The organism is Oceanobacillus zhaokaii (assembly GCF_003352005.1).
GTDB lineage: Bacteria > Bacillota > Bacilli > Bacillales > Amphibacillaceae > Oceanobacillus > Oceanobacillus zhaokaii.
This window is the reverse complement of the sequence record NZ_CP024848.1, coordinates 630,998-657,281: the sequence shown is the minus strand read 5'-3', so window position 1 is coordinate 657,281 and position 26,284 is coordinate 630,998. Positions and strand designations below refer to the sequence as shown.

Below are 26,284 nucleotides of genomic sequence, written 5' to 3'. Positions count from 1 at the left end.
CGTGTTTGAAATATGTTTCACTAAGATTTTTAGATTATGTTAAGATTAAAAATAATTATACTTTTTTAATAGTGAAAAACTTTGTTAAAAGCCAGGTTCCTTGCGTAAACCCTAATGTTAATTGCCATGCACCTAACCCTAATAAACGATACTCTCGAACTGTTATCATTTTTTTGCTCATACTTCTGACATCTTCAAACCAACTTCATGTAGCAGTCCTTCCTCATCTCTATATCGAAAGAATGGAGATTCATATTCCTTTGAATATTGTATGGGTGACTGATACCTCATTGCTGTATCAATTGCACTCTTGTTTGATATAGCTGGTGCAACTGTTCCAGGTCTATATGGTATTATCCAATCATAGCCGTAAAGTGGTACTCCAAGTATAATTTTTCTTCTTGGAACCCTTTCTAAGGCAAATTCAATTGTTTTTCTAACTTCAGTAATTGGTGCAACAGGACCCGGTTCGCCTCCTCCATAATGCCAATCATAAGCCATGATAAACATAAAATCGACAACAGCCCCAATTCCTCCATAATCATAGCCCTTTAACCAGGGAATATCTTCGCTTGTTTTAGCGGGAACAGCTATTGTTAACAAATATCCCTTTGATGCAAAGCGGTCCCTTAATTGACGTAAAAAACCTGTAAATAAATCCCTATCCTCAGCACTTACACGTTCAAAATCAATATTTACTCCACCGTACCCTTTTCTAGATATCAAGGAGTAAATATTATTTACAAGATTTGTTCTCGCTGTTGGATTATTTAGCACTAGATGAACAATTTCTGTACTGAAACCTAGAGGATTGAGATTCGTAATGGTTGCAAGTGGTGTTACTCTATTTCTCCAAGCCTCTTCAATAGCTGCTAAATCATTAAGATCATTTGCAATATCTCCATTTGCAGCAATATGGAATTCAAAAATAGAAATTGAAGTTGTGTAAGGTGCAAAATCCCTAATTGTTGCACGATCTAAATCTGGGGTCCGAACAACATAAAAACTTAAAGTACTTGCAAGATAATCTGATATATTCGGAATGGTAACTTTCATTCCTGGTTGTAATGAATAGGGGGTTATTGAAGGATTAACTGCTCTTAATTGTTCTAAGGAAACATATGCTTTTCCTGCAATACTAATCAGTGTGTCGCCAGGTTGAACAGTATATATATAAAGTGGAATAAGAAGTGCCTGACCTGGAACAATATTGGTTTCCATTAAACCATTGACACTACGTATCTGTTCTATGGACAAATCATACATTCTACTTATTGAAAATAATGTGTTACCTGGCTGAACGATGTGAATAAACATTTCAAGCCCCCAATACTCCATACTGTATTTAACTTGATAAAGGAAAAATCTGATAGGACTATTTAAATGATATTAACTTTTATTCCCAAATATGCTCTTTATCGTAGGTAGATTGGTTAATCAAGTTTTGTTAAAACTTTTGAGCAAACTTTGTTATAAAAAAGAATCCATTTTGATTAATCTTCTCAAAATGGATTCTTAATAGATTAGAGAACTTTTCATTTAGCTCATCCAATCGTTTAGACACAAACCGAATTCCTTCTCTGAATTCTTACATGGATAACCATTTTACGAAGAACTCTGTAATAATGAGATAATGTTGTTGTTCCATTTTCCAGCCAAATCAACAAGGTAGTTACGAAAAAAACTAATGAGTTTACTATTAGGGGAGCTAGTTTTTTTCAATAAGTTATGTATTAAAACAGGCATTTATTAACTAGACCTAAGTAAAAAATGAAAACAAAGGGACATTTCATATTTTATATGACTAATATGAATGTCCTCTCTTATTCAACTTAAAGATTAATGCTTAAATTATATTCGAGAAGTTCTAAAGCTCGATAAAATATAAAAACTCTTTCTTCAGCTGTCTTATCTTAATCCACATATTCCAAACTTGTTCCATCATTGAAGATGATTTCCAAATCGAATTTAATATAGTCTGCAGGGAGGTCAAATGACTTTAGAACTTGATCGATAACATCTCTTTTATTCGTATCTTTTGAGATAGTCAGGTTTTTAGCCTTTTGATAAATACTGTCGAATGCAGCTTTCCCCCTTAGGTGTTCATTATTTATATCATCATCAACTTCCCCTCCAATAAAACCTGAGTTATCGTAATTGATCTCAGCTTCATACTCTTTTTGCTCCTCATAAGTTACCTCTAAATCAATTTCACTGAAATCCAATTTTTCCATTTGCGACTTCATTTTATATTGATCATGTGTATTATGAAGTGGATTGAGATTATTCGTATTAGTTGTTTCACCATTATCGTTCAGTGTAACATTCTTTTGATCTGTATTATCTGTTTCATTTGTTTGCCCTCCACAAGCGGATAATAATGCAATACAAAATACAGATAAGGAGTTAAACAAAATTTGTTTCATTTTCCGCCTCCATTCCGAGTGCCGTTGTACTGCGATTTTAACTAGACAGTAAAGCGCCCGTTTCCTAACAAAATAAAATTATTCTTCATTTATTGGCTGGTAGATATATGATTCTTTACTTTTTAATGAATTTCTACTTCATTTGTTTAAAGTATTAGTCATCTTAAAAATGCTTAACTTCCTGTAACTCTTCATCGTCTTTCCTCCTTAACAATTTGCATTTTAAGCTACATATTAAGAGGATGTCCAAAATCCTGAAAAAAATGACTAACGGATCATTTCCAATCATTTCAGCAACTTCTTTTTTTACTTCTCGGTGAGTAATTGATTTGTCGAGAACGTGGTAAGAGTTTGAAGAGAATCAGGCTATCGAACAGGTCTATTTTCTCTATCACCGGGATAGGTAATCGTTAGTAAATTAAAGTACATTCAAGCAATATTAGATACACTAATCCATTTAAAGGAAAGAGGACATTTTTATAGTACAAGGGAGGGAATATATTGAACTGGAGGAAGAAGAAATGCGACGCTTATATTGATTAACACTTTATATTTGCAAAAACTGATCGACAGCCAGGATATCAAATCGTTAACCATTTAGAATGGCAGGACCACTGCCACTGGCAATTTTAAATACTGAATTAACCCAGTTGTACCATTAAGCGATATATTATTAAAGCATCATTTAATACCTAGGGTTGAGGTATATTTATCATGTCCGATACCTGAGTTAATCAAAAAAGAACTTAATCCCCTAAAAGAGGTTGAGTTCTTAATAATTGGTTAGATCTTATTAGCTGTTTAGGTTTATGGTAGTAATTTTTGCAAATCATTTACCACATCTTCACTTACCGCAATATCACCACCAAAAATAGTAAGTCGTTGCAATTTCTTTTCTGTAATATAAGCAGACACAACTTCCGGTACTTCATCATGTACTAGCAGGATAGCACTGTCACCTTTAGCTGCAAGTACCCCACCAGTCAAGGCATCCGCATAATTCTGTCCAGTTGCTACATAGAGATGCTTGCTTTCTACTCCGAAATGTTTATTTATCGCAACATTTGTTTCATATCGACTATGGCCACTTAGGCGCTTCGCTTTAGGCAGAAGGGCCTCTACTTTCTTAGATACAGCTAATTCTCCACCAATCACGATGGATTCTGTTGCATTTAAGTCCGCAATTGCATTTTCAGTTGCTTCTGGTAAAAATTTTTCCTGCGTTAACAGATCGTATGTAATTATTTCTATTAGGATATTTGTAGTATTTTATTGTCAATTAATTATCGAAATATCCAAAATCCAAATTGGCTAAGCTTATTCTTTTGACAAATAATAGTTCTGAGATAGATAATAGATTTGTAAGTTTATTTTATCTTATAATTGTTAAATTTCTATAATTATTGTATAAAAATGGAGGAATACATCATGGGTAAATTAGACGGTAAAGTAGCAATCATTACAGGGGCAGCACAAGGTATGGGTGCTATGCATACACGTAAATTCGTGGAAGAGGGCGCGAAAGTAGCGATTACTGACCTTAACTTTGAAGGAGCACAAAAACTAGCCGATGAATTAGGAGAAAATGCAATCGCTCTTAAATTAGATGTTGCTAGTGAAGAGAACTGGTTAGAAGTCGTAGCAAAAACAGAAGAAACATTTGGTCCTATCAACGTGTTAGTAAACAACGCAGGAATTGGTATCTTCAAAACATTAGAAGAGCTGACTGTAAAAGACTTCGAATTAACATTCAGAGTAGACGAGCTTGGCGTATTCTTAGGAATGCAAAAAGTACTTCCTTCTATGAAAAAAGCTGGCGTAGGTTCTATTATTAACATCTCGTCTGTAGATGGTTTGGTAAGTGCTCCAACGGCTATTGCGTATAGTGCTTCTAAACATGCTGTAACTGGTATGACTAAAGGTGCGGCTACTGAGCTTGGACAATATAACATCCGTGTTAATTCTGTACATCCAGGTATTATCAAAACACCTATGGCTGACCAACCAGATGTTGAAGAATATCTTAAGCAACTTGAACAAGATATTCCACTAAGAAGAAGAGCAGAAGTCGAAGAAGTATCTAATTTAGTAGTTTACCTTGCTTCTGATGATTCTAGCTATTCAACTGGAGCTCAATTTGTAGTAGATGGCGGAATGATTTCTGATCTATAATAGATATAAAAAGACTCATGGTTAAGCTAGAAATTATTGAATTATTAAGACAGGGAAAAGAAAATAAGTATTTTACTTATTCCGTTAACGGGTGCTTTAATTTAATAAAAAGAAGTTAAAAGTCGATTTTAAAATATCGGCTTTTTTCAATTACGTTAAAAGAAGTAGCATAAATACTTAAGAGTTCTGGTTCATTTCTATTAGTACCAATTTATGTGAAAAATTAAATAATAATTAGAAAAGCATGTTAAGAATAAATGGAGATTTGTGAAAAATGTAGTTAAACGGGGCAGGTGTGCAATAAAGATGAATGACATACAAGGAGGATTGTTATGGATCAGTGGTTTGATAATATTTTTTTCGTTTTTTGTTTGGATATATTGGGTTACCAGTTGCGATAGTTTTGGTATTGATATGGATTTATAAAATCGAATTGAATAGTGAGACCCAAGTTAAACAGAACAAAGAGATATTCTACCCCCTTAGCTACTTCGAGTACTTTCGCATAGGCAATAATGTGAGTACCATCTCGAACCGGTAAGTAACCAATCACGATTTAATTGTGTTTACTGGAAAATGACTTAAATAAACTCATATTTCAAGTAAGATTGCAATACTCAATAATAATTCAGGAAAAATGGAAACTATTTTCCTTCTTTCTGAATAAATAACCCTCTTTCATCAAAAATAACAATGGTGATAATTAATAGTCCCTTTTAAACGGGTATTAATAAAAAAGGAGATGAATGGATGAAAGATCGAATATTCAAGTGGTTGTTGGTTTCCGGGTTTTTACTTTGTTTTCAGATAACAGATGTCATGAATGTTTATGCGAATGAGGAACCCTTGGTAAATGTATCGCGGCAATGGTCGAAAGAGGACATACGGGATGATCCGGAAGAAGATTTTCCTGACCTTAAATTAGGATCTGAAAATCCCGAACGGGAACGTCAGCAGCCTGTTGACCTGAGAATTTTACAACAACGGTATCCAGATATATTTTTCTTACAAGGTCCTACTGATCAAAAACGAGTTGCTTTAACTTTTGATGATGGTCCTGACCCACGTTTTACAAATGATGTATTAGATGTATTAAACCAGTACAAAGTACCCGCAACATTCTTCATGTTAGGTTCAAGAGCCGCTGCTAATCCTGAAATTGTCAAGCGAATTCAAAACGGGGAGCATGTAATCGGAAACCATACGTACTCCCATCCTAACCTTGTCGAAGAATCCGACCTCGAAACGCTAGAGCGGGAAGTAACTAGAACGGAAGATGCCCTTAACGACATTATTGGTTACCGGACAAAATTATTTAGACCACCATTTGGCTTCTTATACAATGAATTAGTCGAAAAGCTTGGAGAAATGAACTATTACGTGATTGCCTGGTCGGTTGATTCGTTGGATTGGCAGGAAGACCCGCCGGAAGTTATTGCTTCCAATGTATTAGACAACATTCATCCAGGCGCGATTATTCTCATGCACGATGGGGCAGAATCGAGTGGAGATCGAACCAATACAATCGAATCGCTTCGCCAAATTATCCCGGCACTGCAAGAGCAAGGCTACGAGTTTGTCACAGTTCCAGAATTGTTGAATGTTCCATTTAAGAAATAGAATGTATCTCTTCTATTTCTTTTTTTACTGGTTTTATTAAATTCCCAATCCAATTAGTTTTTCTAAAGGTGGTCAAATGACTTAATAAGTTCCAGAACTACTTTACAGTTAAAATGAAAATGGCTTACCTGAAAAACATAGGCGGTCTTTTAATTTATATCATCACTATTATAAGTATTCTTAATGTAGCTAACATCACCCTGTAACTCATCGTTTCCCCTAAATTGAATAAATTCCTTAGTTAGGTCATGTATGTCTTTTTCAATTAAATAGGTGGCACCAGTTACTACATTTAGATCAATAATATAATCATCTGTAAATGACTTACCACTAGAGTTAATATATCTCTCTGTCAATTGTCAAGCCAGCTATAAAACTTCCAAATAAAGATAAGGAAGAGAAAGTAACCAAAAAGGGAAAATTCATGTTTCCAATAAGTGGAATGAATAAATAAACCATATTGTTCTGCTGTTTGTTCTACTATGTATACAAATAAACTGCAAATGAACAGGAAAAGGTACCTGAGTAATTTATGTAACCTTGTTAATACAAAAATAATGATAAGAGATAATAACGGCAGGATACAAAGCGTAAATAAAATATTAATTGTAAATACCTCTGAAAATGGACGCTTTGGAAAGGAATACAGACCTGCCCCCACCAGCAAAAGATCTAAATACGTTCCTATAAGTGCGGCGAAAATAATGGTAGATAAATAGGCATTAATTCTTTGATTTCTTCGGTAATATTGCTTCTTTCGCGAGGATTGATAATTCGATTCTCTCAAGTGTTTTACAATATTCATGATAAATAGCTCCATTTCCTTTAAACATGTCTTTTTTTAAATAATGAATAACTTTCCAATCCGAATACCAGTCCCCCTTCTCCGCTTCTTTCTGTTCCATATTATTCCACGCAAATTTTAATATAGGACTATATAATTTTGGGGCGTTTTGCTTTATGCGGCAGTCTTTTATTCTTCGCTGGTAAGAACCCCAAGGTACGGATTCATCAACATCGTTAAATAAATGAGACCAAAAATCTTTTCTCGATCCTGTGTGGGGGTGGTGGATTGCCCACTTATAAAGAGATAAGTAGTTCTCCTTATCAAAAAGTAATTGATACAAACCTTTTCCCAACAAAATCCGGTCATGTAAAGAGGAAAATTGGTGAATCGTTTGGCCAATAATTTTTGTCATCTTTCCATCGAACAAAGGAAAAATAATTTGATTTAAACCCAATAACTCCTGCAGTTTAAATTCCAGTGTTTCCAGTACAGTGGATTGATAATAATGATTCTGAATGACTCTTTGTTCCAAATAGCTTTGTTCATTGACAATAAGTGCGACGGTCAAAAGGTATCGATCTTTGACTCGATAGAAGTAATTCCAAATCACTATCATAAAAAAGGAGACATGAAACAATGGTAAAAGGTAAAAAAGATTGGTGTTTCTTTTTACGCTTTCTTCATAAAGCAGTAATTGCGGATAAATATCCTGAAAGATTAACCAATTGCCTCGCTCTAAAAAAGTGAAAAACTCCTTCTGTTCCTCCGTAGATAATAACCTAGATAATAGACTTCCTTTTAAATCGGTCATGTTCCATCCACCGTTTCGAGAAACCATATGGCCTAGAAAAGCCCAATGGATTTCAGGGAACCTATTATAAAAATCTAGGTAAGCATTCGTTCTTGTCACATTATTTAAATTTCTATTTTCCGTTTCACGATTAATGTATTCGATTAAATCAAGTTCCACATCACTTAATTGATTCTCATGAATCGTGGGTCTCGACTTCTTCGTTAATTCCTTTTTTATTGCTGTTAGTTCAGGAGTAATTTTTTGGCTGGTCAATTTCTTTTTTAAACATTGAATGATGGAGCATCACTCCTTTACTAATTATTTTATGGATGTGTATAAGAATAAATGATGAAAAGTTTAGAAAACTTGGTTGCACTTATGTAGTAAGAAATATCATATAATTTCTTATCTACTAAAAAAGCAACAAGCCTTGTTCTAGGGTTTTTGGAATTTTTACAATGGCGATGGAATAAAATGATATAGCTGTTTGGAGGTGTAACTGTGAAAAGCAAAGTAACGAATGAAATCAATCGAATCATCGAGGTATTAAAGAATGATCAATCCTCTGATGGATCCTGGGATTATCCTTTTGAAACAGGCGTCTCTACGGATGCCTATATGATTATTTTGCTGCGCACCTTAGAAATAAATGATGAAAAGCTCATTCAAGCTTTAGTCGAAAGAATACTTAGCAGGCAGGAGAAAAACGGGTCCTGGAAACTTTTTTATGATGAGAAAAATGGAGATGTAACTGCTACTGTTGAAGCTTATTATGCACTTTTGTATTCTGGTTACCGAGATAAGGGGGATAAAGAATTGGTAGTTGCAAGAAGGCGGATTTTGGAATGGGGCGGGATTGAAAAAAGTCATATGCTTGCCAAAATCATGCTCGCCTTAACCGGTCAATATAAATGGCCTACGTTTTTTCCAATTCCAGTCGAATTTATTCTTTTACCAGTATCATTCCCTATTAACTTTTTTGATTTTTCTGTTTATGGAAGGGCAAACATTGCTCCGATGTTAATCCTAGCTGATCAAAAATTCACGATAAAAACAAAAAGAAGCCCCGATCTTTCTAATTTGTTCCTTTCAAGGGGAAGGGCAGAAAACGACGAATTCTTCCTAGATCGTTCCAGGGAGTGGCGCTCCTTTTATTCCTTTATTCAACAAGGAATAAAAAATATCATTGGACTCCCCGAATACATTCATACTATGGCCATACAACAAACGAAAAAATATATCGTAGACCGAATCGAACCGGATGGGACCTTTTACAATTATTTTAGTTCTACCTTTCTGATGATCTTTTCGTTGTTAGCCCTTAGGTTTCCAAAAAATGATCCAATAATCACAAAAGCAGTAGACGGATTAAAAGGCATGGCCTGTCAAATTGACGGGCATACGCATATGCAATTCACAACGGTAAATGTCTGGAATACATCCTTAATCAATTATGCGTTGCAACGCGCTGGTATTTCATGGGACGATCCAATGATTCAACTAGCAAATGACTACTTACTTTCACGACAACATTACCGTTACGGTGACTGGGTGATTCATAATCCAACCAATTTACCAGGTGGATGGGGATTTTCTGATATGAACACCATGAACCCAGATATAGACGATACAACTGCTTCATTACGATCGATCACCCATTTGGTACGGAATGAGGCCGTTTACCGACAGGCTTGGGACAGAGGAATCAACTGGATTTTTTCCATGCAGAATCATGATGGCGGCTGGGCTGCTTTTGAAAAAAATGTAGATAAAGAGATTGTAAAGCTTATTCCAATTGAAGGGGCCAAATATTTATTAACGGATCCCTCTACCGCAGATTTAACAGGAAGGACCCTGGAGTTTTACGGAAACTTCACCAACTTGATTAAAAAACATAACGCAATAAAAAATGGAGTGAATTGGCTAAAGAACAATCAAGAAAAAAATGGTTCCTGGTATGGGAGATGGGGAATTTGTTATATTTACGGAACTTGGGCCGCTATAACCGGTATGGTTTCAACTGGTGTTGATAGCGAGCATTCTTCCGTTCAAAAATCGCTAAAATGGCTAAGAAACATTCAAAATCCAGATGGAGGATGGGGAGAATCTTGTTATAGTGATATTAATGAAATTTATACCCCACTTGGAGTCAGCACATTAACGCATACTGCCTGGGCATTGGATGCGCTCATTGCAGCATCCGACAAAGCAACACCCGAAATACAGGCTGGAGTAAAATTTATACTGGATACTTCTGATAAAAAGGACTGGACCCTATCCTATCCAAAAGGGCAAGCAATGGCAGGAGGAGTTTACATTCATTACCATAGTTACCGATATATTTTCCCTTTGTTAGCCTTGAGTCATTATAGGAAAAAATTTTTAGAATGACGGGGACAGAGGGTCAAGAACCCTTGGTCTCCCCGTCCGGCTTTCTCAAAGTGCTTTAACATGAATTTACCGTATTTTATGAGATTGCGGTAAATTCATGTTAGCATTTTGCTAACATATATTTTTCAATTTCAAATGAAATCAGCTTTTTACCACATGTTATTATAATAAAATCTTTGTGAAGGAGTTACCTCTATTCATTATCCGCCACCTCACATTAAAAAGGAATATCATCCTCTAACTCCTCTATCGGTTTGCCGCCCTAATATTTGGATAGAGGTAGGTTTTCATTGTTTCTTTTGTTATCTGTTATAATCGTTTAGATGAAACATGTCTACGACTAACTCACACTTTTGCTCAATACAAATTTCAGTATCGCCAATACCGTACATGTATGGAGAAATGGTATATTAATATAAAGGGAAAGAAGTTAATTGCGTTAATAAATTTTGATAAAGTAAATATTCCTAACATATAAAAAGAGCATTTACATTACTGTTGCTTCGTACATAAGTAATTTTCCAACTAAAAAAAGAATTCTTTATAACCAACAAACAATTCACCACCATAATTATCAAGTGTAGATTGAATGAATGAAATTAATTCAGTTTTATCATTTGTATTCATGTATGTTTTTGTATATTTAACTAGTTTATCACACATATCTTTATCATATGATTTAAGGTTCCTAGCAAGCCACTTTCCTTCACCAACCCAATTGCCATCTGCCCTTAAAATCAGTTCAGTTAACGTATTTATTAACTTGTTTAAAATAAATAAATTTTCTTCAAAGTCTTCTGAACTTCTAAAGTCTGACAAAAAATCTGTAATTTGATACCTTGCTGCATTTATTTGGTCCTCATCCCAAAGTTGTGAACCCTGTTCATAAAGAATTTTTGCCTCTCTTTGGAATTCCTTTCCATCTCCTTGTTTATCTTCTATAAGTAGACCTTCGGCACACATTTTAATGATGGTGGGCATCCCTTTATATCTAGCTGTTTGAAATTCTAACTCTAGAGATAAAGCCGTATAAATAAATGCTTCTATTTTCCATCCAAGAAAGTGAAAACATTCAAGTCTTGGCGTTTCTGTCTCATCAATTATAATTATGTCAATATCAGATTCTGTTGTTAAATTTCCATAAACAGCACTTCCACCTACCAAGACTATATCTGACTCAGGAAAGTGTGAAACGATAAACCGTTGAGCTATTCGCTTGATCGAGTCTCTCATATGAAATACCTCCCATATCCAGGATATTCACCTAAATGATTAGTGTTCTAGAATTGTAGGTGCTATCTGTAAAATAATTCCTGAACATTTTTGCTATAGATTTTTTGCGCTCCCTTACATTTGCTTTGTAAGCGACAAATAATTTCCACCTTCTAACCCTTATATATTTACGAATTATGGACAGACTGGGCCATTCAGATGATCAAATTACAAAAGATGTCTATCTCCATGAAACGCAAGAAATGAAAAAAGAAGCCTCTCAAAAGTTCAGTGAACTAATGAGAAGCCTCCGTTAAAAACCTCAATGTTAGCAAAATGTTAGCATTTCACCCTCATCTTACATAAAACCTATTCATATCAAGCAGTTTAGACGGCTATTACATTATGCAACCCACAAGGTGAGAGTGTGTAATATCTTTAACGGTAGGTGCAAAAAGTGCGGTATATCAAGTTTTTTCTGAAACTGAGGTATTAAATCTTACACAAGAGTTTACCGTTTTTCATGAGATTGTGTTAGCCAAATGTTAGCATTTGGCTAACACATAGAAAACTTGCGTAATACCGTATAATTAAATTTGAATCAGGCTAGTTCCTATTTCTCAAAATGAAGATATGATGAAAGACGAATGGTTACTAGCCACCATTCGTCTTTCTTTTACAAATTTTAAAGATTTTCTTCTCATCTTTCCCACTCCATAAAGATTATTCTCCTATCAGAACACAATATCAGTTTCAGCAATTTGCCGATGATAAAAATCAGTATTTTGTCGATTGCCAAAATGCAGGTGGTGGTGTGTTTAGTTCAAACTCATAAACATATCGGTTATCGTCTTTATCTAAGTCTATTTCAGTCACCCTTCCATTGACAGTTTTTTAAGCGATTACTATTGCTTCTTGTTCAAAAATGAGATTTTGTTTCGTAGATTGATCCTTTCCATCACGGGCATCATCATCAATCTATCACGTACTACATGCCCTTCTGCTTTGATTTCAACTAATACTACACCATTGCTATTATTAGCCATACCTTTATTATTCTCTGTTACCTTCCTATTCCTATCTTGACTGACGAACAATATGATCCGCCACTCGAATTGCTAAAGCAGTGTTAGATAGTACTGGTCCTGCAGCAGTCAAGCTTGGAAGTGCGCTATTATCCGCAACATAAAGACCTTGAACACCGTGTATTTGACCATTACGATTTGTCGCTGATGTATTAGGATTATTACCCATTCTACATGTGCACGCCTCATGCATATCTGCCCCTGGCGGACGCAGGACTAAAGTAGACTCATCTAAAGTGACACCCATCGCTCTCGCAGAATCTCTTATCCCTTGTTCTACTTGTTCGGCTGTTTGACGGTCTCTATCACTTAAAGAGTATTGAACCTGTTGTAATGGTACGCCGTACTCATCCAGCCTAGATTCTAGGTATACACGATTTTCTGGTCTAGACTCCACTCTTCCAAAGGCTGCGTAAGCAATCGTCAACTGGTCTCCTAACACTTTATCTTCAAATTGCTGGTAAGACCAATATTGGTCTGGACCAAGAATCTGAATTTGATAAGGATCATCTTCTGTTTCAAATTTTAAAACCGATAAATTTCCAAGTCGATCAGAAAACTGATTTCGACTGACTGTTCCAACTGCAATCATTGATACGTGTCCTGTTAAATAACGTCCAATTGCTGGTTCCTGAATACCAGAATTCAATAGGATACGTGGAGTTTCTAAAGTACTCGCTGATACGACAACATTTTTTGCCCGGATCGTATAATTTGATTTCGTCTTTGTATCGATTACCTCAACACCAGCTGCTCTTTTTCCATTTGGAGTAGTATTAATCTTATGAACAAAAGCATCTACAGCAAGATCATATGGACGGTCTAATTGGCCCCTAGCGAGTGAATTAATCGAACTATACCACGCATTTGAATGGACTTCTCCCTGTCTCGAAGGGGACAAATCAATGGCCAGTGGCATATCTTGAGCTTCCAAAATACCCGCAGCATGAAGCCTCATTAACATTTGATCCTGCAATGATGAACCTTTAGCCCAATCTGTTGTGACATATAATAAGTTCTCAGCCATTCGATAGTAAACATCTAGTTCTCTGCGATTAATCGGCCATGTTCGCAGTTCTTCTTCAATCGGTCTTGGTGTTGCCGCATTCCAAAACAACGACCTTCCCCCAAGAGCATAAACCATCGTGGCTCCAGAAAATTGAGGTAGGCGCTGACCGAGAGGAGTGGAATTATTAGGAACAAGGTCATCACGTGATGTATTTACATTTTGTGTAGGTATATTTTGTGCATGGGAATGAAATAATTTATCTCCTTTTTCAAGTATAGCAATCTTCTTTGCCCCTTGATCTTTCCACAACTGACAAAGTCTTTGTAAAACGGCACCACCACCAGGTCCACTTCCAACAATGACCACATCATATTCTGTGTTTACCATATCAGAAATTGGTTTCGTATTAATCCAATTATTCTTGTATCTTATAACCATAGAAGCCCACCTTCCCCATAAATATATCAATACATGTTATGCTGGGCTGCTCGTCTATTATGTCGGGAGGATAAAAAGGCACAACATAATTTGATATCAATATATTGTTTAGAGAGCCTAACATTACCATTGCTGTATGCACTCTCAAAGTAGAAGGGGAAGTCTTACGGACGGTTGTGGCGTGATAAAGTTAATTTGAAGTATACATTTTAGATACCTGGGGAGAGTAAGAAATAACAATATACAGTCAATGTAGGAAGTGATTACATGGTTATGGAACCCGCGCTAACCGAGCCAATGAAAACGCAATTAAAAAAGAATTTACATCAGGTATCCGTTGACATCGAAGCAATGCTCCACACAATGGATCGTAATGATTGCAGTATTCTCAGTGAATTTGAACACGTTCACGATGTATTAAGTGAACTTCAAAAAAAGACGGCATCTCATTATTTAAACGCATATTTGTCTCCTTTTACAGATTCCTATCAAGCGTTAACCACTGCCATTCAGCATTTATCCGTACAAAAACACGGGGCTTTGATGGCCATAGAACGTAAAGAACCAGTAGAATCCCTCATCCATTCAGGTACTCCAATTTTAGCAAACGTGTCATATGCATTGCTGGAATCGATTTTTTATCCTGGTACTGCATTGCACGATGGTGCAGTTTTAATAAAAGAAAATAAAATCATTTCTGCGGGAAATGTGCTCCCGTTATCACAACAGGATAACAAGGGAAAGAAGCTTGGTACGAGGCATCGTGCTGCTGTCGGTCTATCAGAAAAAAGCGATGCGATTGTCTTAGTCGTATCTGAAGAAACAGGAAGAGCTTCCTTTGCTTTGCAAGGTACCTTATATCCTATCCAACCAGGCGGACAAATTTGAAGTGTATTTAATTTTTAATAGATTGAGATTTGATATTCAATAGACCTGATTTTTTTACTATTGCTCCTATTTACATAGGAGCAATTGATTTATCACAATATTTCTTTAATTAATCAGCTTTTGTGCTTCAAATAAATGGAATATCCGAACTGATCGAGGAAGAAAGATGCTGATCTCTTCCTTGTTATATCCTACTTGCAAAGCCATTTAGTCAAACCAAGTTTTGATAGCTTCCATCAATTCCTTTTAATATGTTTATACCACTAAACAGCTGCTTCTATCTCAGTATAAGTCAACTGATGGCTCTATCTTCCCAAGTGAAGATGTCAGTTTTTTTGATTCCAGATCAATAACTCCAATGATTGCTTCAAATCAATCCACTTGTGAAGACGCATTGATTTCTTTAATGTGGGATGATACTCGTAAGGCTATTGTTGAACATCACTATGCCATAAGACTTTATTATGAAGTTAAATTCAACTTGATGGGCATAAATTAGTTAATTATAAACATACTCCCTCAAAAGATGAAAAGAAAATATTAGAATGGTATTTTAAAAATCGGTCGTAAATAGCTGTTTTTTTGTGCTTCTTATTCAACTAGGATAAAATGCTAATTTTGAATAAATCCTTTTCTGATAGAATCCCAAACTGAAAAGCTATGCTGCAGCATAGAATAAAGGCCCCCTTTTGGCTGGCATATTAATTGCTGGGAGAATACCATTTTAATTTGGAAAAAAGGGGTTCTTTAGATTCTCTAAGATCATTAGAACTTTCTATATGAAAACTGGCCATCCTGGTTTCGGAAAAAGTTTCCACCCATAATATCACCTATATTCCCCATCCTATAAATGAAAAAATATTTAATTGGAGGTAAATTACATGGCACAATATTTAAGAGATATCATGACATCAAATGTTCATACAGTTAATGAAACACAGTCCGTACAGGAAGCAGCAGCTTTAATGAGTCAATATAATATTGGTGCTATCCCAGTAGTCAACAATAGTGGGCAAATGACTGGAATTCTAACGGATCGTGATATTACCCTTCGAACAACGGCACAAGGGCAAAATGCGCAAACGCCTGTATCTCAAGTTATGACTGCACAGCAAATTGTACAAGGTACACCAGACATGGATGTTCATGAAGCAGCACAATTAATGGCAGAGCAACAAATTCGCCGATTGCCGGTAAACGAAAATGGAAAAATAGTAGGAATGGTTGCTTTAGGTGATCTAGCAATACACAATCAATATGCAAACGAGGCAGAACAGGCACTACAAAGTATTTCAACTCCTTCCGCACCTCAACAATAGTAAGGTGTTACTTTTAATGCCATAAAATAATTATTAGCACAGACCTAGGCCTTGGTCTGTGCTAGATGTTGTAAAGGAAATTAAAGAAATCACAAACGGTGGTTCTCACTATGCTATTGAAACGACAGGTGGAACGCCAATAATTAAATAATCTATTGTCGCATTACGTGTTTCGGGTAAAGTTGCCATTGTAGGTAGGTAATGGGGAGATGTCACATTGAACTTTACTTATGACATCTTGATGGAAGGTAAGAGCATTAACCTTCAACCTTCAGTTCAGGAATCCTTACCCTGTTAAAGGGCTCTTTAATGAAAAAAGGCACTTTCCTTATTAGTGATTCCTTATGACAATATATTCTCGCATATTTACGGGTTGATTTTACAGCGAAAAAAAGACAACTGCACTACCTGCAATCGCCTTACTTCGTTCTATTCTTCCTCTTTTCAATTTCCTTTTTCATCATCGGTACACCTTTTTCTATAATCGCTTTTTTAACTTTAGGATTGTTCAGCAGTTTTACAACTTTCGTCAATTTTGACATGGTTCAAACCTCCAATTTATCATCATAAGACAAACATAAACATATCTGATTCACTTTGTATTATAACAAAAAACTATGTTCACGTCTTGCCGGTTCCACGTAGATTACAACAGACAATAATGCGGCATCCCTGCTTTTCTCATATGTTAATGATAAGTCAAGTTTCTATTGGTGACACCAAAAACAAAAAAATCCAGACGAAAAGTTGTTGTGGGTGAAGACGTAATAAATGCTTTTAAATTTTACAAAGTAATTCAAGAGAAGTTCATTCAACAATTAGGTGTTGCTTACAATAATCAAGATTTCATCTTTGCCAAAACGGAGCGACAATCTGAATATCCTATCGTAATCAAAACGGTCCAACTGATTGTTTGCTCTTGCAAACTTAAAATCTCGAATTAACCCCACATACACATACATCACTTCTTGCAGATACTGGTGTAGCACTCGAACAAATTATGGATAGACTTGGTCATTCAGATGATCAAATCACGAAAAATGTCTATCTCCACGTAACAAAAGAAATGAAAAAAGAAGCTTCCCAAAAGTTTGCACAACTAATGAGAAGCCCCCGTTAAAAACTCCAATGTTAGCAAAATGTTAGCATTTCACTCATCTTACATCAAAACCCACTCATATCAATTGTATGGGGGCCTTATTACATCATGCCGCCCATTCCACCCATGCCGCCCATATCAGGCATTCCGCCACCAGCGTTTTCTTCTGGTTTGTCAGCTACTACTGCTTCAGTAGTTAGGAACATTGCTGCTACAGATGCTGCGTTTTGTAGTGCAGAACGCGTTACTTTAGCAGGGTCAACGATTCCAGCTTCAACCATGTTTACATATTCGTTAAGCTCAGCGTTAAAGCCGATGCCAACTTTTTCATGCTTTAGACGTTCTACAACGATAGAACCTTCTAATCCAGCGTTTTCAGCGATTTGACGAACTGGTTCTTCGATTGCACGAAGTACGATGCTTACGCCTGTAGCTTCGTCTCCTTTTAGGCTAAGTTCGCTAACTTTTTGGTAAACGTTAAGAAGTGCTGTACCACCACCAGCTACAATACCTTCTTCTACAGCAGCACGTGTTGAGTTAAGCGCATCTTCAATGCGAAGTTTACGTTCTTTAAGTTCTGTTTCAGTTGCAGCACCAACTTTAATTACTGCTACACCGCCAGATAATTTAGCAAGACGCTCTTGTAATTTTTCTTTATCGAATTCAGAAGTTGTTTCTTCAGCTTGTGCACGGATTTGTGCAACACGGCTAGAGATTGCTTCTGGATTTCCAATACCTTCAACAATTGTTGTAGCTTCTTTCGTTACGACAACTTTAGATGCGCTACCTAATTGTTCAATTGTTGTAGCCTTAAGATCTAATCCTAGTTCTTCTGTGATAACCTCTCCACCAGTAAGGATTGCGATATCTTCAAGCATTGCTTTACGACGGTCACCGAATCCAGGTGCCTTAACAGCTACCGCGTTGAATGTTCCACGAAGTTTGTTTACAACTAATGTTGCAAGTGCTTCACCTTCAACATCTTCAGCAATTAATAGAAGTGGTTTACCTTGTTGAACAACTTGTTCTAACACTGGAAGGATTTCTTGGATATTTGCAATTTTCTTATCTGTAATTAAGATGTATGGATTTTCAAGTACTGCTTCCATCTTGTCTTGGTCTGTAACCATATAAGGTGAAGCATAGCCACGATCAAATTCCATACCTTCTACTACATCTAATTCCGTATTGAATCCTTTAGATTCTTCAATTGTAATAACACCATCACTGCCAACACGTTCCATAGCTTCTGCGATTAATTGTCCAACTTCTTCGTCAGATGCTGAAATAGCAGCAACTTGTGCGATTGATTCTTTGTTTTCAACTGGTTGTGAAATTGCGTGCAACTCTTCTACAGCAGCTGTTACAGCTTTTTCAATACCACGGCGGATACCCACAGGGTTTGCACCAGATGTTACGTTTTTCAATCCTTCACGAATCATTGCTTGTGCTAAAACGGTTGCAGTTGTTGTACCATCACCAGCAACATCATTTGTTTTTGATGCAACTTCAGATACAAGCTGTGCACCCATGTTTTCGAATGGGTCTTCAAGTTCGATTTCTTTTGCAATTGTAACTCCATCATTAGTAATTAGTGGAGAACCGAATTTTTTATCTAAAACAACGTTACGACCTTTTGGCCCTAAAGTTACTTTTACTGCGTTTGCTAATGTATCTACACCGTTAAGCATTGCGCGACGTGCGTCTTCATTAAACTTAATATCTTTTGCCATAATAAGTATTCCTCCTCAAAATTATATCTTAAGTATGTTAAAAAACGTTCTTATTGTACGACAGCTAAGATGTCATTTTCGCGAAGAATTAAGTATTCGTTACCTTCGTATTTCACTTCAGTACCCGCAAATTTAGAGTAGATGATGCGATCTCCTTCAGAAACTTCAAGTGCTACTTTTTCTCCATTGTCTAAAACTCGACCAGAACCTACTGCAACAACACGACCTTCTTGTGGTTTCTCTTGTGCAGAATCTGGAAGTACGATTCCACTTGCAGTTTTTTCCTCTTGCTCAACAAGCTCGATAATAACTCGATCTCCTAGCGGTTTAATCATGTAAAAAAGCCTCCTTGATATCTTTCTAAATTTTAATTATTAGCACTCAAGGGTATCGAGTGCTAACTTCTATTATTATCATAATGAATTCATAAAAAAAATGCAAGCAATGTATCGCAATTTATTTCTCTTTGTATTAGGGTATCTTCTCACTGTTTAAAAAACGCAAAATTCGCCAAACCTTATAGAATACTTATTTTTATATTGTCGAAAAAAGGATTATTACTTTCATTTCTATTAAGAGGGACAACCCATTAACTACATGTTAAAATATTTATTATGTATTACTAAAAGTAATGAACAATACATAGACTACATTACGATGGAAAGCTCTAAAGCGGAAGCGCCCGTTTAGCGACGTACGGACTGAACTGAGCCGTAGGAGATAAAGGAAACACGATGAGCGTAAGCGAATCGATGTTGACTTATCGTACGGAGGTGAGGGAAGTCTCGCTAGTCGCTGGGCGCTGGAGCTGGACGTGGCTATTTTTATTAAAAGATTATCCATTGCCTTTATATTAACAAGTTCTTAAACGAAAAAGGAGTCGTTCTATTTTGCCGAAACGATATTGGTACGTTATTATCGCCTACATAATCATGCAGTATTCTGTATATCTCGGTGCGCCATTGTTCTATGCAATCCTTCCTGTCTCTGGCAGTGAAGCCTCGATTTACTGGACAGTATTTAGTTTCATCTTAGGTTTAGTTATTGTATTATTCCTCATGAAGCCTGACATGCATATGCAGCCCGAGCGTGATGCATCGCCAGCTGGGAAAGTTATTACCTGGTCCATTCTCGGCATATTTATGGCCTATTTTGCACAAGCACTTGCGGTAATGATAGAAATCGCTATATTTGATATAACTCCAGGATCGGCTAACACTGCACAAATAATGGACATTTCCCGTGCTATCCCTCTATTTGTCGTTGTTCCAGCTCTTATCGGGCCAATTTTAGAGGAAATTATCTTCCGAAAAATTATCTTCGGAGGCTTCTATAAGAAGATGAATTTCTTCTTAGCTGCATTATTATCAGCGCTAATCTTCGGCTTCATTCACCAGGAGCCAGCACACATCCTAATATATGCTTCAATGGGGTTTGTATTCGCCTTTCTATATGTAAAAACAAAGCGGATTATTACGCCTATTATCGTGCATATGGCAATGAATTCTCTTACCATCATTGCACAGTATTCATTGACACCCGAACAAATTCAACAGCAGTTGGACCAACTTCAATTAATACTCATAGGCGGTTAATATTAGAGGATTACTTGCGCTGATGCTTGAGATGAAATATTTATTACTTTCTTTTCTGCGAAAAAAGAAGTAACACACATCAAAAAAAGATGTTGTTACTTCTTTTTAATATCTAAAGGATAATGCTTTAAAAAGTAAACGAGCGATTGTAATTCAACTGCTAGATCGATATGATGTACCCGAATATGGTCTGGTACAGAAATTCTCGCTGGCGTGAAGTTGAGAATTCCCTCGATTCCCTCATTAACAAGCGTCTCCGTAATCGATTCTGCTTCTGTTGCCGGAACAGTTAATATTGCTACACGGATTCCTTCAAGTTTCTCATGCAATTGATCAATATGATAAATAGGCACGCCGCCAATATCCGTTCCAGCCTTTTCAGGATTTGCGTCAAATCCTTTTGTAATTCTAATATTATTATTTTTTAGGAAGCTGTAATTTAAAAACGCGGTTCCTAAGTTACCGACACCGATGAGTGCTACCTCTGTCGTTTCATGCTGATCTAACGTACTGCGGAAGAATCCGAGTAAGTATTCAACATTGTAGCCGTATCCTTTTTTTCCTAATGCACCGAAATAAGAAAAATCCCTGCGAATCGTTGCTGAGTCAACTTTTACCGCTTCACTCAGTTCTTTTGAAGATACACGGTTTTTCCCTTGTTGATTTAAATTATTTAAAAAACGATAATATAATGGTAGCCGTTTAGCTGTTGCTTGTGGAATTTTGCTTTGTTCCATGCTTATCCTCTTTTCAATTCAATGATCAAGTTATTTATATAATACCTATAGTTTAACAGATATCAAGTAATTAGTCGTGATAAATTTCACAAATGAATTTCGTGTATAATTAGAACATAAATAGAATTAGAATTTGATGAGGTGAACGTTTTGATATTAATGCAAATTAATGAGCTATCCAAATCCTTCGGTGCGGAAGAGATTTTGGCAAATATAAAAATAGAAGTAAAAGATAATGATCGTATCGCAATAGTCGGTCGAAATGGTGCAGGAAAATCAACTTTATTAAAAATAATGGCTGGTGAGCTTTCCCATGATAATGGGGAGATTTTCAAACCTAAGGATCTCACACTTGGTTATCTATCGCAGCACATGGAGCTTGAATCCGGAAATTCTATTTGGGACGAAATGCTTGAAGTATTTAAGCATCTTGAGTTGCAGGAACAAGAGTTACGAAAGCTGGAGAAACAAATGGAGCAGGCTACGAATTTACCTGCAGCAGATTATGATAAACTCTTACAAAGCTACGATAGACTGCAGCATGCCTTTCAAACGAATGGCGGCTATCAATACGAATCTGATATTAAGGCAGTACTTAATGGTTTGAATTTCCAAAACTTCGATTACAGCACACCAATTACGGAACTAAGTGGTGGTCAGAAGACAAGACTTGCGTTAGGTAAATTATTACTGCAAAAACCGCAGCTGCTTATTTTGGACGAGCCTACTAACCATTTAGACATTGATACTCTCTCATGGTTAGAAAACTACTTAGTCAACTATCCTGGTGCTGTTGTGATTGTTTCACATGACCGCTACTTTTTAGATAAAACTGTTTCGATTGTTTATGAAATTTCAAGGCATAGAACGAAGAAATACCATGGCACATACACTAAATTCTTAGAGCAAAAAGAATTGGATTACGAACAGGAATTAAGGGAATATGAACAACAGCAATCCGAAATTAAAAAATTAGAGGATTTTGTCCAGCGTAATATTGTTCGCGCATCTACGACAAAGCGTGCGCAGAGCAGAAGAAAACAGTTAGAAAAAATGGATAAGCTTGACAGACCATTAGGAGACGAATCTTCTGCATCGTTTGCTTTCCAGATTAATCGGCGTAGTGGCAATGATGTGCTGAAAATCGATAATTTAGCTGTACGCTATGATGATGAGAGTGACCCATTATTTAAGAATGCAAAGCTTCATGTTAATCGCGGAGAACGAATTGCTCTGGTTGGACCGAATGGTGTTGGAAAAACAACATTATTGAAAGCGATTATGGGTAAATTAAGTCCAATCGAGGGTACGATTCATTTGGGTACGAATGTGCAGATTGGTTACTATGATCAGGAGCAAGCAGATTTATCATCGTCAAAAACAATTCTCCAAGAATTATGGGATGACTATCCAATAATCAATGAAAAAGACATTCGCACAGTTTTAGGTAACTTCCTCTTTACCGGAGATGATGTTTTAAAACCCGTGCTTACATTAAGTGGTGGAGAAAAGGCAAGATTAGCCTTAGCCAAATTAATGATGCAAAAAGCAAACCTATTAATACTGGATGAGCCGACAAACCATTTGGATATCGATAGTAAAGAAGTATTGGAAGCGGCATTGAATGAGTTCCCAGGAACTATTATCTTCGTATCGCATGACCGTTACTTCATTAATAAAATTACCGATCAGGTTGCAGAAATGCAGCGCGATGGAATTAAGATTTACTTAGGCGATTACGATTATTATTTAGAGAAGAAAGAAGAAGAAGCAGAATTGCATCGTTTACAGCAAAATGAGAAACCTATTGTTAAGGAAGAAAAGAAAAAGCTCAGTTTTAAAGAAGAGAAACAATTGCAAAGTGAAAGACGGAAGAAACAGCGTCGGGTAACAGAAATTGAAGAGAAGATTGAACAGCTGGAATTGGAAATTACAAAAGTAGAAGAGAAAATGGCAGAACCTGAAGTATATCAGGACCATGAGAAATCTCTTGAATTAAACGAGAAAATTAGCGAAATGAATTTAGAAATTGAACAGTTAATGGATGAATGGGCAGTACTCCAAGAGGCTTAAATTTGTATCAAATAAAGTACTAACGTATAATTTAAGTAACTTTGAAGTATTTTGTCGTTTAAAGCTATTTTTTTGGAGGTTAGGCCCGTGTAAAACAATCGGTAAACTTAGTAACACGTAATAATTGTAAAATGTTTACAATCACCATACTTACTTAGTGTGAGACGATTGAAAATTTATGGAGGGTTATAATAATTGACAATAGCAATCATAACACTTATTGTGCTTATCTTAATTAATGCTTTCTTTGCAGCATCCGAAATGGCATTGGTTGGAATGAATGATACAAAAGTACAGAAAATGGCGGAAAATGGCGATAAGAAAGCAATTATGATTTACAATCTTACTTCCGAACCAAGCCGTTTCCTTAGTACAATCCAAATAGGAATAACATTAGCTGGGTTCTTGTCCAGTGCATTTGCAGCAGACTTCTTTGCTGGACCACTAGCAACAGGTTTAGCCAATATTGGTATTCCGTTAGAACTTGATGTACTCAATACGATATCTGTAGTTGTAATTACACTTGTTCTATCATACTTTACACTTGTTTTCGGAGAGCTTGTTCCAAAACAAATTGCGATTCAAAAAACAGAGAAAATCGCCAATTCCGTAGCTAAACCACTTACATTTCTATTTAAGATTTTCTTGCCTTTAGTAAAGCTTCTTACCTTTTCAACGAACACGGTTGTTCGTATGTTCGGGATTGATCCAAATGCACATAGTGAAGAAGCAACAGAAGAAGAAATTAGAATGCTCGTCGATGTTGGCGGCGAAAGAGGTACAATAAACGTTGCAGAGAAATTAATGATCAATAACATCTTTGAATTTAATGATAAGAATGTCTCTGATATTATTACACATCGAACGGATATGTCTGTTCTGTCGATTGAAGCTACGTTAAAAGAAACAGTTGAAATGGTAAATGAATTAAAATATACGAGGTTCCCGATTTTTGAAGGGGATATTGATAATATTATTGGTATTCTGCATGTAAAGGATTTACTTCCGTATGTAGACCGTGACTATGATAATAGTTTTAATTTGAAGAAGATAATCCGCAAACCATATTTTGTTCTTGAAACACAAACCATTGATATACTTTTTGCCGATATGCAAAAAAATAATGCACATATCGCTATTGTACTCGATGAATATGGCGGTACTGAGGGATTAGTTACAATTGAGGACGTAATTGAGGAAATTGTTGGTGAGATTTTCAGTGAAAGTGATGGACCTGAAGAAGAGGAAATCATTCAGATTGCACCAAATCAATACTCTATTGAAGGTGTTGCTCATCTCTATGAGCTTCAAGATATAATTGATATTGAATTTCCTATCGAAGACTTCGATACAGTAAGTGGTTTTCTAATTGGCGAAATTGGCTACATTCCAACAAAAGAAGAACGACCTGTCATAACGTATAAAAATCTCGTATTTGAAGTAACCGAAGTAGCTGAGAATCGAATCGAGAAAATTGTCCTAACAATAGACGGTGACGTAGGAGAAAGTAACCAGAATGAGGAAATAGAGGGAAGTAAGGAGTCTTTTAATATTAGGCCTAATGCTTAATGTTTGTTGTAAGTACAAACTTAGTATGATGGCTCACTGGCTGTCAGCAGCTGAATAGAATAAAATTAAACACATTTAAAAGCCCATGAGGAAAAATTTCCTCATGGGCTCTTTTCTATTTAAATAGATAATCATTTTGAATTGTGTACTCAACAGCAACTCGATAAATAATTCCTAAGCCGAGCATCGTCGACATGACCGAACTCCCGCCATAACTAATTAACAATAGCGGAATACCTGTAATAGGCATAATTCCAATTGTCATTCCAATATTTTGAAACACATGAACGAGAATTAAGCTAAGAAAGCCAAAGCAGAAATACGAGCCAAATGGCGAATGTTGAAACATATTTAAACCTAGTGTAACTAGTTTATATAACAACATAAAGTATAAAAAGATTACAATTGCGCCACCTACGAAGCCGAAGCTTTCACCAATAACAGAATAGATAAAATCAGAATGTGCTTCTGGATAGTATACTTCAATCCCATTTAATCCTTTACCAAAGAGCTGCCCCGATCCTAACCCCATAATGGCACGATCAAAGTGGTAGCTTGCGTTACTTGTTTGCTGGGCAGGGTCGAACCAAGTCATAATTCGATCGATTTGGTATGCATTACTAGACCCAACGATTTCCTTTGCTAAGTCTGGAAATTTTACAATAAATCCGAGGACCGCTCCGCTCGCTGCAGCTATTATTCCAATCAAGCTTAATATTATTTTCCAGCTAATCCCAGCGAAGATAATCATCATCCCAGCAATAAATAAATATACCATAGAAGTTCCAAAGTCAGGTTGTCGCATGATAAGTACAACTGGGAAGGCTACAACAATTAGTATTTTAATAAGTAATAGTGTGTCAGTTTTTAGAGTATTTAATTCATATTTCGATCGATGCTGGGTAATTACCCTTCCCATATATAGAATTGTAGTTATTTTCGTAAATTCAGCTGGTTGTATCGATAGTCCTGGAAACTTAAACCAACTCTTTGCACCATTTGTCGGTTCCGCGATTGAGTCAGGACTTATTAATAAAATAGCAAGCACTAGAATACCGCCAATATACGCATAAATACTAACCTTGTATAATTGCTCTAAATCAAAAAACTGGATTGCAGCTACAAAACATACACCAATCGTAAACCAAGCAACTTGCTGCAATGCGAAATTTTTACCATGATATTGTTCAAATTGCTGTGCATTATAAATGGCAAGTAAACTAACACAAACAAATAAGATAAACAATATTATCAAATCAGTTTGCATATAATGGGACTGCTTCTTGTTCATCAAGTATCACCAAATTTCTTTTCAGAGATCTTTTTTCATTATAATAA

General features: G+C 36.1%; 20 protein-coding genes and 2 pseudogenes. 8 read left to right on the top strand and 14 right to left on the bottom strand.

Annotation, left to right across the window (positions count from 1 at the left end):
• Positions 1-55: 55 nt before the first annotated feature.
• The 3 genes and pseudogenes from CUC15_RS03430 to CUC15_RS03420 form a co-directional block, all read right to left on the bottom strand.
• Positions 56-1,317, bottom strand: a pseudogene (locus CUC15_RS03430) (glycosyl hydrolase family 18 protein).
• 596 nt (positions 1,318-1,913) lie between these two features.
• The gene (locus tag CUC15_RS03425) at positions 1,914-2,426 is read right to left on the bottom strand and encodes a YusW family protein (RefSeq protein WP_114915365.1); all 513 of its coding nucleotides are present in this window, start codon (positions 2,424-2,426) and stop codon (positions 1,914-1,916) included.
• Positions 2,427-3,233: 807 nt separating this feature from the next.
• Positions 3,234-3,581, bottom strand: a complete 348-nt coding sequence (locus CUC15_RS03420; RefSeq protein ID WP_162800255.1) for a cell wall-binding repeat-containing protein — start codon at positions 3,579-3,581, stop codon at positions 3,234-3,236.
• Positions 3,582-3,854: 273 nt separating this feature from the next.
• Here CUC15_RS03420 and CUC15_RS03415 point away from each other — a divergent pair, with 273 nt between their 5' ends.
• Both CUC15_RS03415 and CUC15_RS03410 read left to right on the top strand, forming a co-directional pair.
• Positions 3,855-4,598 (top strand): SDR family NAD(P)-dependent oxidoreductase, encoded by a 744-nt coding sequence (locus tag CUC15_RS03415; RefSeq protein WP_114915363.1) that lies wholly within the window; start codon positions 3,855-3,857, stop codon positions 4,596-4,598.
• A 750-nt stretch (positions 4,599-5,348) separates the two neighbouring features.
• Complete coding sequence (locus tag CUC15_RS03410) at positions 5,349-6,218, top strand: polysaccharide deacetylase family protein (protein ID WP_114915362.1); 870 nt, start codon at positions 5,349-5,351, stop codon at positions 6,216-6,218.
• Positions 6,219-6,367: 149 nt separating this feature from the next.
• Here CUC15_RS03410 and CUC15_RS03405 read toward each other — a convergent pair whose 3' ends face one another.
• From CUC15_RS03405 to CUC15_RS03400, 3 genes are read right to left on the bottom strand one after another with little or no spacing between them, the layout of a single operon-like run.
• On the bottom strand, positions 6,368-6,574 hold the full coding sequence (locus CUC15_RS03405) for a hypothetical protein (protein ID WP_114915361.1): 207 nt from the start codon (positions 6,572-6,574) through the stop codon (positions 6,368-6,370).
• A complete protein-coding gene (locus CUC15_RS20790) occupies positions 6,571-7,023 on the bottom strand; it encodes a CBO0543 family protein (RefSeq protein WP_423241357.1) in 453 nt (150 codons plus the stop codon). Before CUC15_RS20790 ends, CUC15_RS03405 begins: the two co-directional genes overlap by 4 nt.
• The gene (locus CUC15_RS03400) at positions 6,941-8,092 is read right to left on the bottom strand and encodes a DUF2515 family protein (protein ID WP_114915360.1); all 1,152 of its coding nucleotides are present in this window, start codon (positions 8,090-8,092) and stop codon (positions 6,941-6,943) included. The genes CUC15_RS20790 and CUC15_RS03400 overlap by 83 nt, the downstream gene beginning before the upstream one ends.
• Positions 8,093-8,299: 207 nt before the next feature.
• On the opposite strand from CUC15_RS03400, the gene CUC15_RS03395 reads away from it, so the two are divergent.
• Positions 8,300-10,189, top strand: coding sequence for a terpene cyclase/mutase family protein (locus tag CUC15_RS03395; protein ID WP_114915359.1), 1,890 nt, complete (start codon positions 8,300-8,302; stop codon positions 10,187-10,189).
• 525 nt (positions 10,190-10,714) lie between these two features.
• Here CUC15_RS03395 and CUC15_RS03390 read toward each other — a convergent pair.
• From CUC15_RS03390 to CUC15_RS03375, 3 genes and pseudogenes are all read right to left on the bottom strand, one after another.
• On the bottom strand, positions 10,715-11,422 hold the full coding sequence (locus CUC15_RS03390) for a nucleotidyltransferase domain-containing protein (protein WP_114915358.1): 708 nt from the start codon (positions 11,420-11,422) through the stop codon (positions 10,715-10,717).
• Between the two features lie 756 nt (positions 11,423-12,178).
• Positions 12,179-12,283 (bottom strand): annotated as a pseudogene (locus CUC15_RS20785) (PepSY domain-containing protein); the annotation flags it as partial.
• A gap of 195 nt (positions 12,284-12,478) precedes the next feature.
• Complete coding sequence (locus tag CUC15_RS03375) at positions 12,479-13,933, bottom strand: GMC oxidoreductase (protein ID WP_114915356.1); 1,455 nt, start codon at positions 13,931-13,933, stop codon at positions 12,479-12,481.
• 267 nt (positions 13,934-14,200) lie between these two features.
• On the opposite strand from CUC15_RS03375, the gene cdaS reads away from it, so the two are divergent.
• Both cdaS and CUC15_RS03360 read left to right on the top strand, forming a co-directional pair.
• Positions 14,201-14,821: a sporulation-specific diadenylate cyclase CdaS gene (gene cdaS, locus CUC15_RS03370; RefSeq protein ID WP_114915355.1), complete on the top strand. Its 621-nt coding sequence runs from the start codon at positions 14,201-14,203 to the stop codon at positions 14,819-14,821.
• Between the two features lie 881 nt (positions 14,822-15,702).
• Positions 15,703-16,140 (top strand): CBS domain-containing protein, encoded by a 438-nt coding sequence (locus CUC15_RS03360; RefSeq protein WP_114915354.1) that lies wholly within the window; start codon positions 15,703-15,705, stop codon positions 16,138-16,140.
• 419 nt (positions 16,141-16,559) lie between these two features.
• Here CUC15_RS03360 and CUC15_RS20590 read toward each other — a convergent pair whose 3' ends face one another.
• The 3 genes from CUC15_RS20590 to groES form a co-directional block, all read right to left on the bottom strand.
• Positions 16,560-16,682, bottom strand: coding sequence for a hypothetical protein (locus CUC15_RS20590; protein ID WP_278309195.1), 123 nt, complete (start codon positions 16,680-16,682; stop codon positions 16,560-16,562).
• 658 nt (positions 16,683-17,340) lie between these two features.
• Positions 17,341-18,972 (bottom strand): chaperonin GroEL, encoded by a 1,632-nt coding sequence (gene groL / locus CUC15_RS03350; protein WP_114915353.1) that lies wholly within the window; start codon positions 18,970-18,972, stop codon positions 17,341-17,343.
• 50 nt (positions 18,973-19,022) lie between these two features.
• A complete protein-coding gene (groES, locus tag CUC15_RS03345; RefSeq protein WP_114915352.1) occupies positions 19,023-19,307 on the bottom strand; it encodes a co-chaperone GroES in 285 nt (94 codons plus the stop codon).
• 555 nt (positions 19,308-19,862) lie between these two features.
• Between groES and CUC15_RS03340 the strand changes: the two genes are divergently transcribed.
• Complete coding sequence (locus tag CUC15_RS03340; RefSeq protein WP_114915351.1) at positions 19,863-20,567, top strand: CPBP family intramembrane glutamic endopeptidase; 705 nt, start codon at positions 19,863-19,865, stop codon at positions 20,565-20,567.
• A 95-nt stretch (positions 20,568-20,662) separates the two neighbouring features.
• Here the strand turns inward: CUC15_RS03340 and CUC15_RS03335 are convergent, their stop codons facing one another.
• Positions 20,663-21,304, bottom strand: a complete 642-nt coding sequence (locus tag CUC15_RS03335) for a redox-sensing transcriptional repressor Rex (protein WP_205317648.1) — start codon at positions 21,302-21,304, stop codon at positions 20,663-20,665.
• Between the two features lie 150 nt (positions 21,305-21,454).
• Here CUC15_RS03335 and CUC15_RS03330 point away from each other — a divergent pair, with 150 nt between their 5' ends.
• Positions 21,455-23,377: an ABC-F family ATP-binding cassette domain-containing protein gene (locus tag CUC15_RS03330; protein ID WP_114915349.1), complete on the top strand. Its 1,923-nt coding sequence runs from the start codon at positions 21,455-21,457 to the stop codon at positions 23,375-23,377.
• 195 nt (positions 23,378-23,572) lie between these two features.
• Entirely contained in the window at positions 23,573-24,946 is a 1,374-nt protein-coding gene (locus tag CUC15_RS03325; protein WP_114915348.1) for a hemolysin family protein, read from the top strand.
• A 115-nt stretch (positions 24,947-25,061) separates the two neighbouring features.
• Here the strand turns inward: CUC15_RS03325 and CUC15_RS03320 are convergent, their stop codons facing one another.
• Positions 25,062-26,237 (bottom strand): FtsW/RodA/SpoVE family cell cycle protein, encoded by a 1,176-nt coding sequence (locus CUC15_RS03320; protein WP_114915347.1) that lies wholly within the window; start codon positions 26,235-26,237, stop codon positions 25,062-25,064.
• Positions 26,238-26,284: the final 47 nt, after the last annotated feature.

Excerpts from the sequence above, each read along its gene's own strand:
- CUC15_RS03425 (WP_114915365.1), bottom strand. The coding sequence starts at position 2,426 with ATGAAACAAATTTTGTTTAACTCCTTATCTGTATTTTGTATTGCATTA.
- CUC15_RS03415 (WP_114915363.1), top strand. The coding sequence starts at position 3,855 with ATGGGTAAATTAGACGGTAAAGTAGCAATCATTACAGGGGCAGCACAA.
- CUC15_RS03410 (WP_114915362.1), top strand. The coding sequence starts at position 5,349 with ATGAAAGATCGAATATTCAAGTGGTTGTTGGTTTCCGGGTTTTTACTT.
- CUC15_RS20790 (WP_423241357.1), bottom strand. The coding sequence starts at position 7,023 with ATGAATATTGTAAAACACTTGAGAGAATCGAATTATCAATCCTCGCGA.
- CUC15_RS03390 (WP_114915358.1), bottom strand. The coding sequence starts at position 11,422 with ATGAGAGACTCGATCAAGCGAATAGCTCAACGGTTTATCGTTTCACAC.
- CUC15_RS03375 (WP_114915356.1), bottom strand. The coding sequence starts at position 13,933 with ATGGTTATAAGATACAAGAATAATTGGATTAATACGAAACCAATTTCT.
- cdaS (WP_114915355.1), top strand. The coding sequence starts at position 14,201 with ATGGTTATGGAACCCGCGCTAACCGAGCCAATGAAAACGCAATTAAAA.
- CUC15_RS03360 (WP_114915354.1), top strand. The coding sequence starts at position 15,703 with ATGGCACAATATTTAAGAGATATCATGACATCAAATGTTCATACAGTT.
- CUC15_RS20590 (WP_278309195.1), bottom strand. The coding sequence starts at position 16,682 with ATGTCAAAATTGACGAAAGTTGTAAAACTGCTGAACAATCCTAAAGTT.
- groL (WP_114915353.1), bottom strand. The coding sequence starts at position 18,972 with ATGGCAAAAGATATTAAGTTTAATGAAGACGCACGTCGCGCAATGCTT.
- groES (WP_114915352.1), bottom strand. The coding sequence starts at position 19,307 with ATGATTAAACCGCTAGGAGATCGAGTTATTATCGAGCTTGTTGAGCAA.
- CUC15_RS03335 (WP_205317648.1), bottom strand. The coding sequence starts at position 21,304 with ATGGAACAAAGCAAAATTCCACAAGCAACAGCTAAACGGCTACCATTA.
- CUC15_RS03320 (WP_114915347.1), bottom strand. The coding sequence starts at position 26,237 with ATGAACAAGAAGCAGTCCCATTATATGCAAACTGATTTGATAATATTG.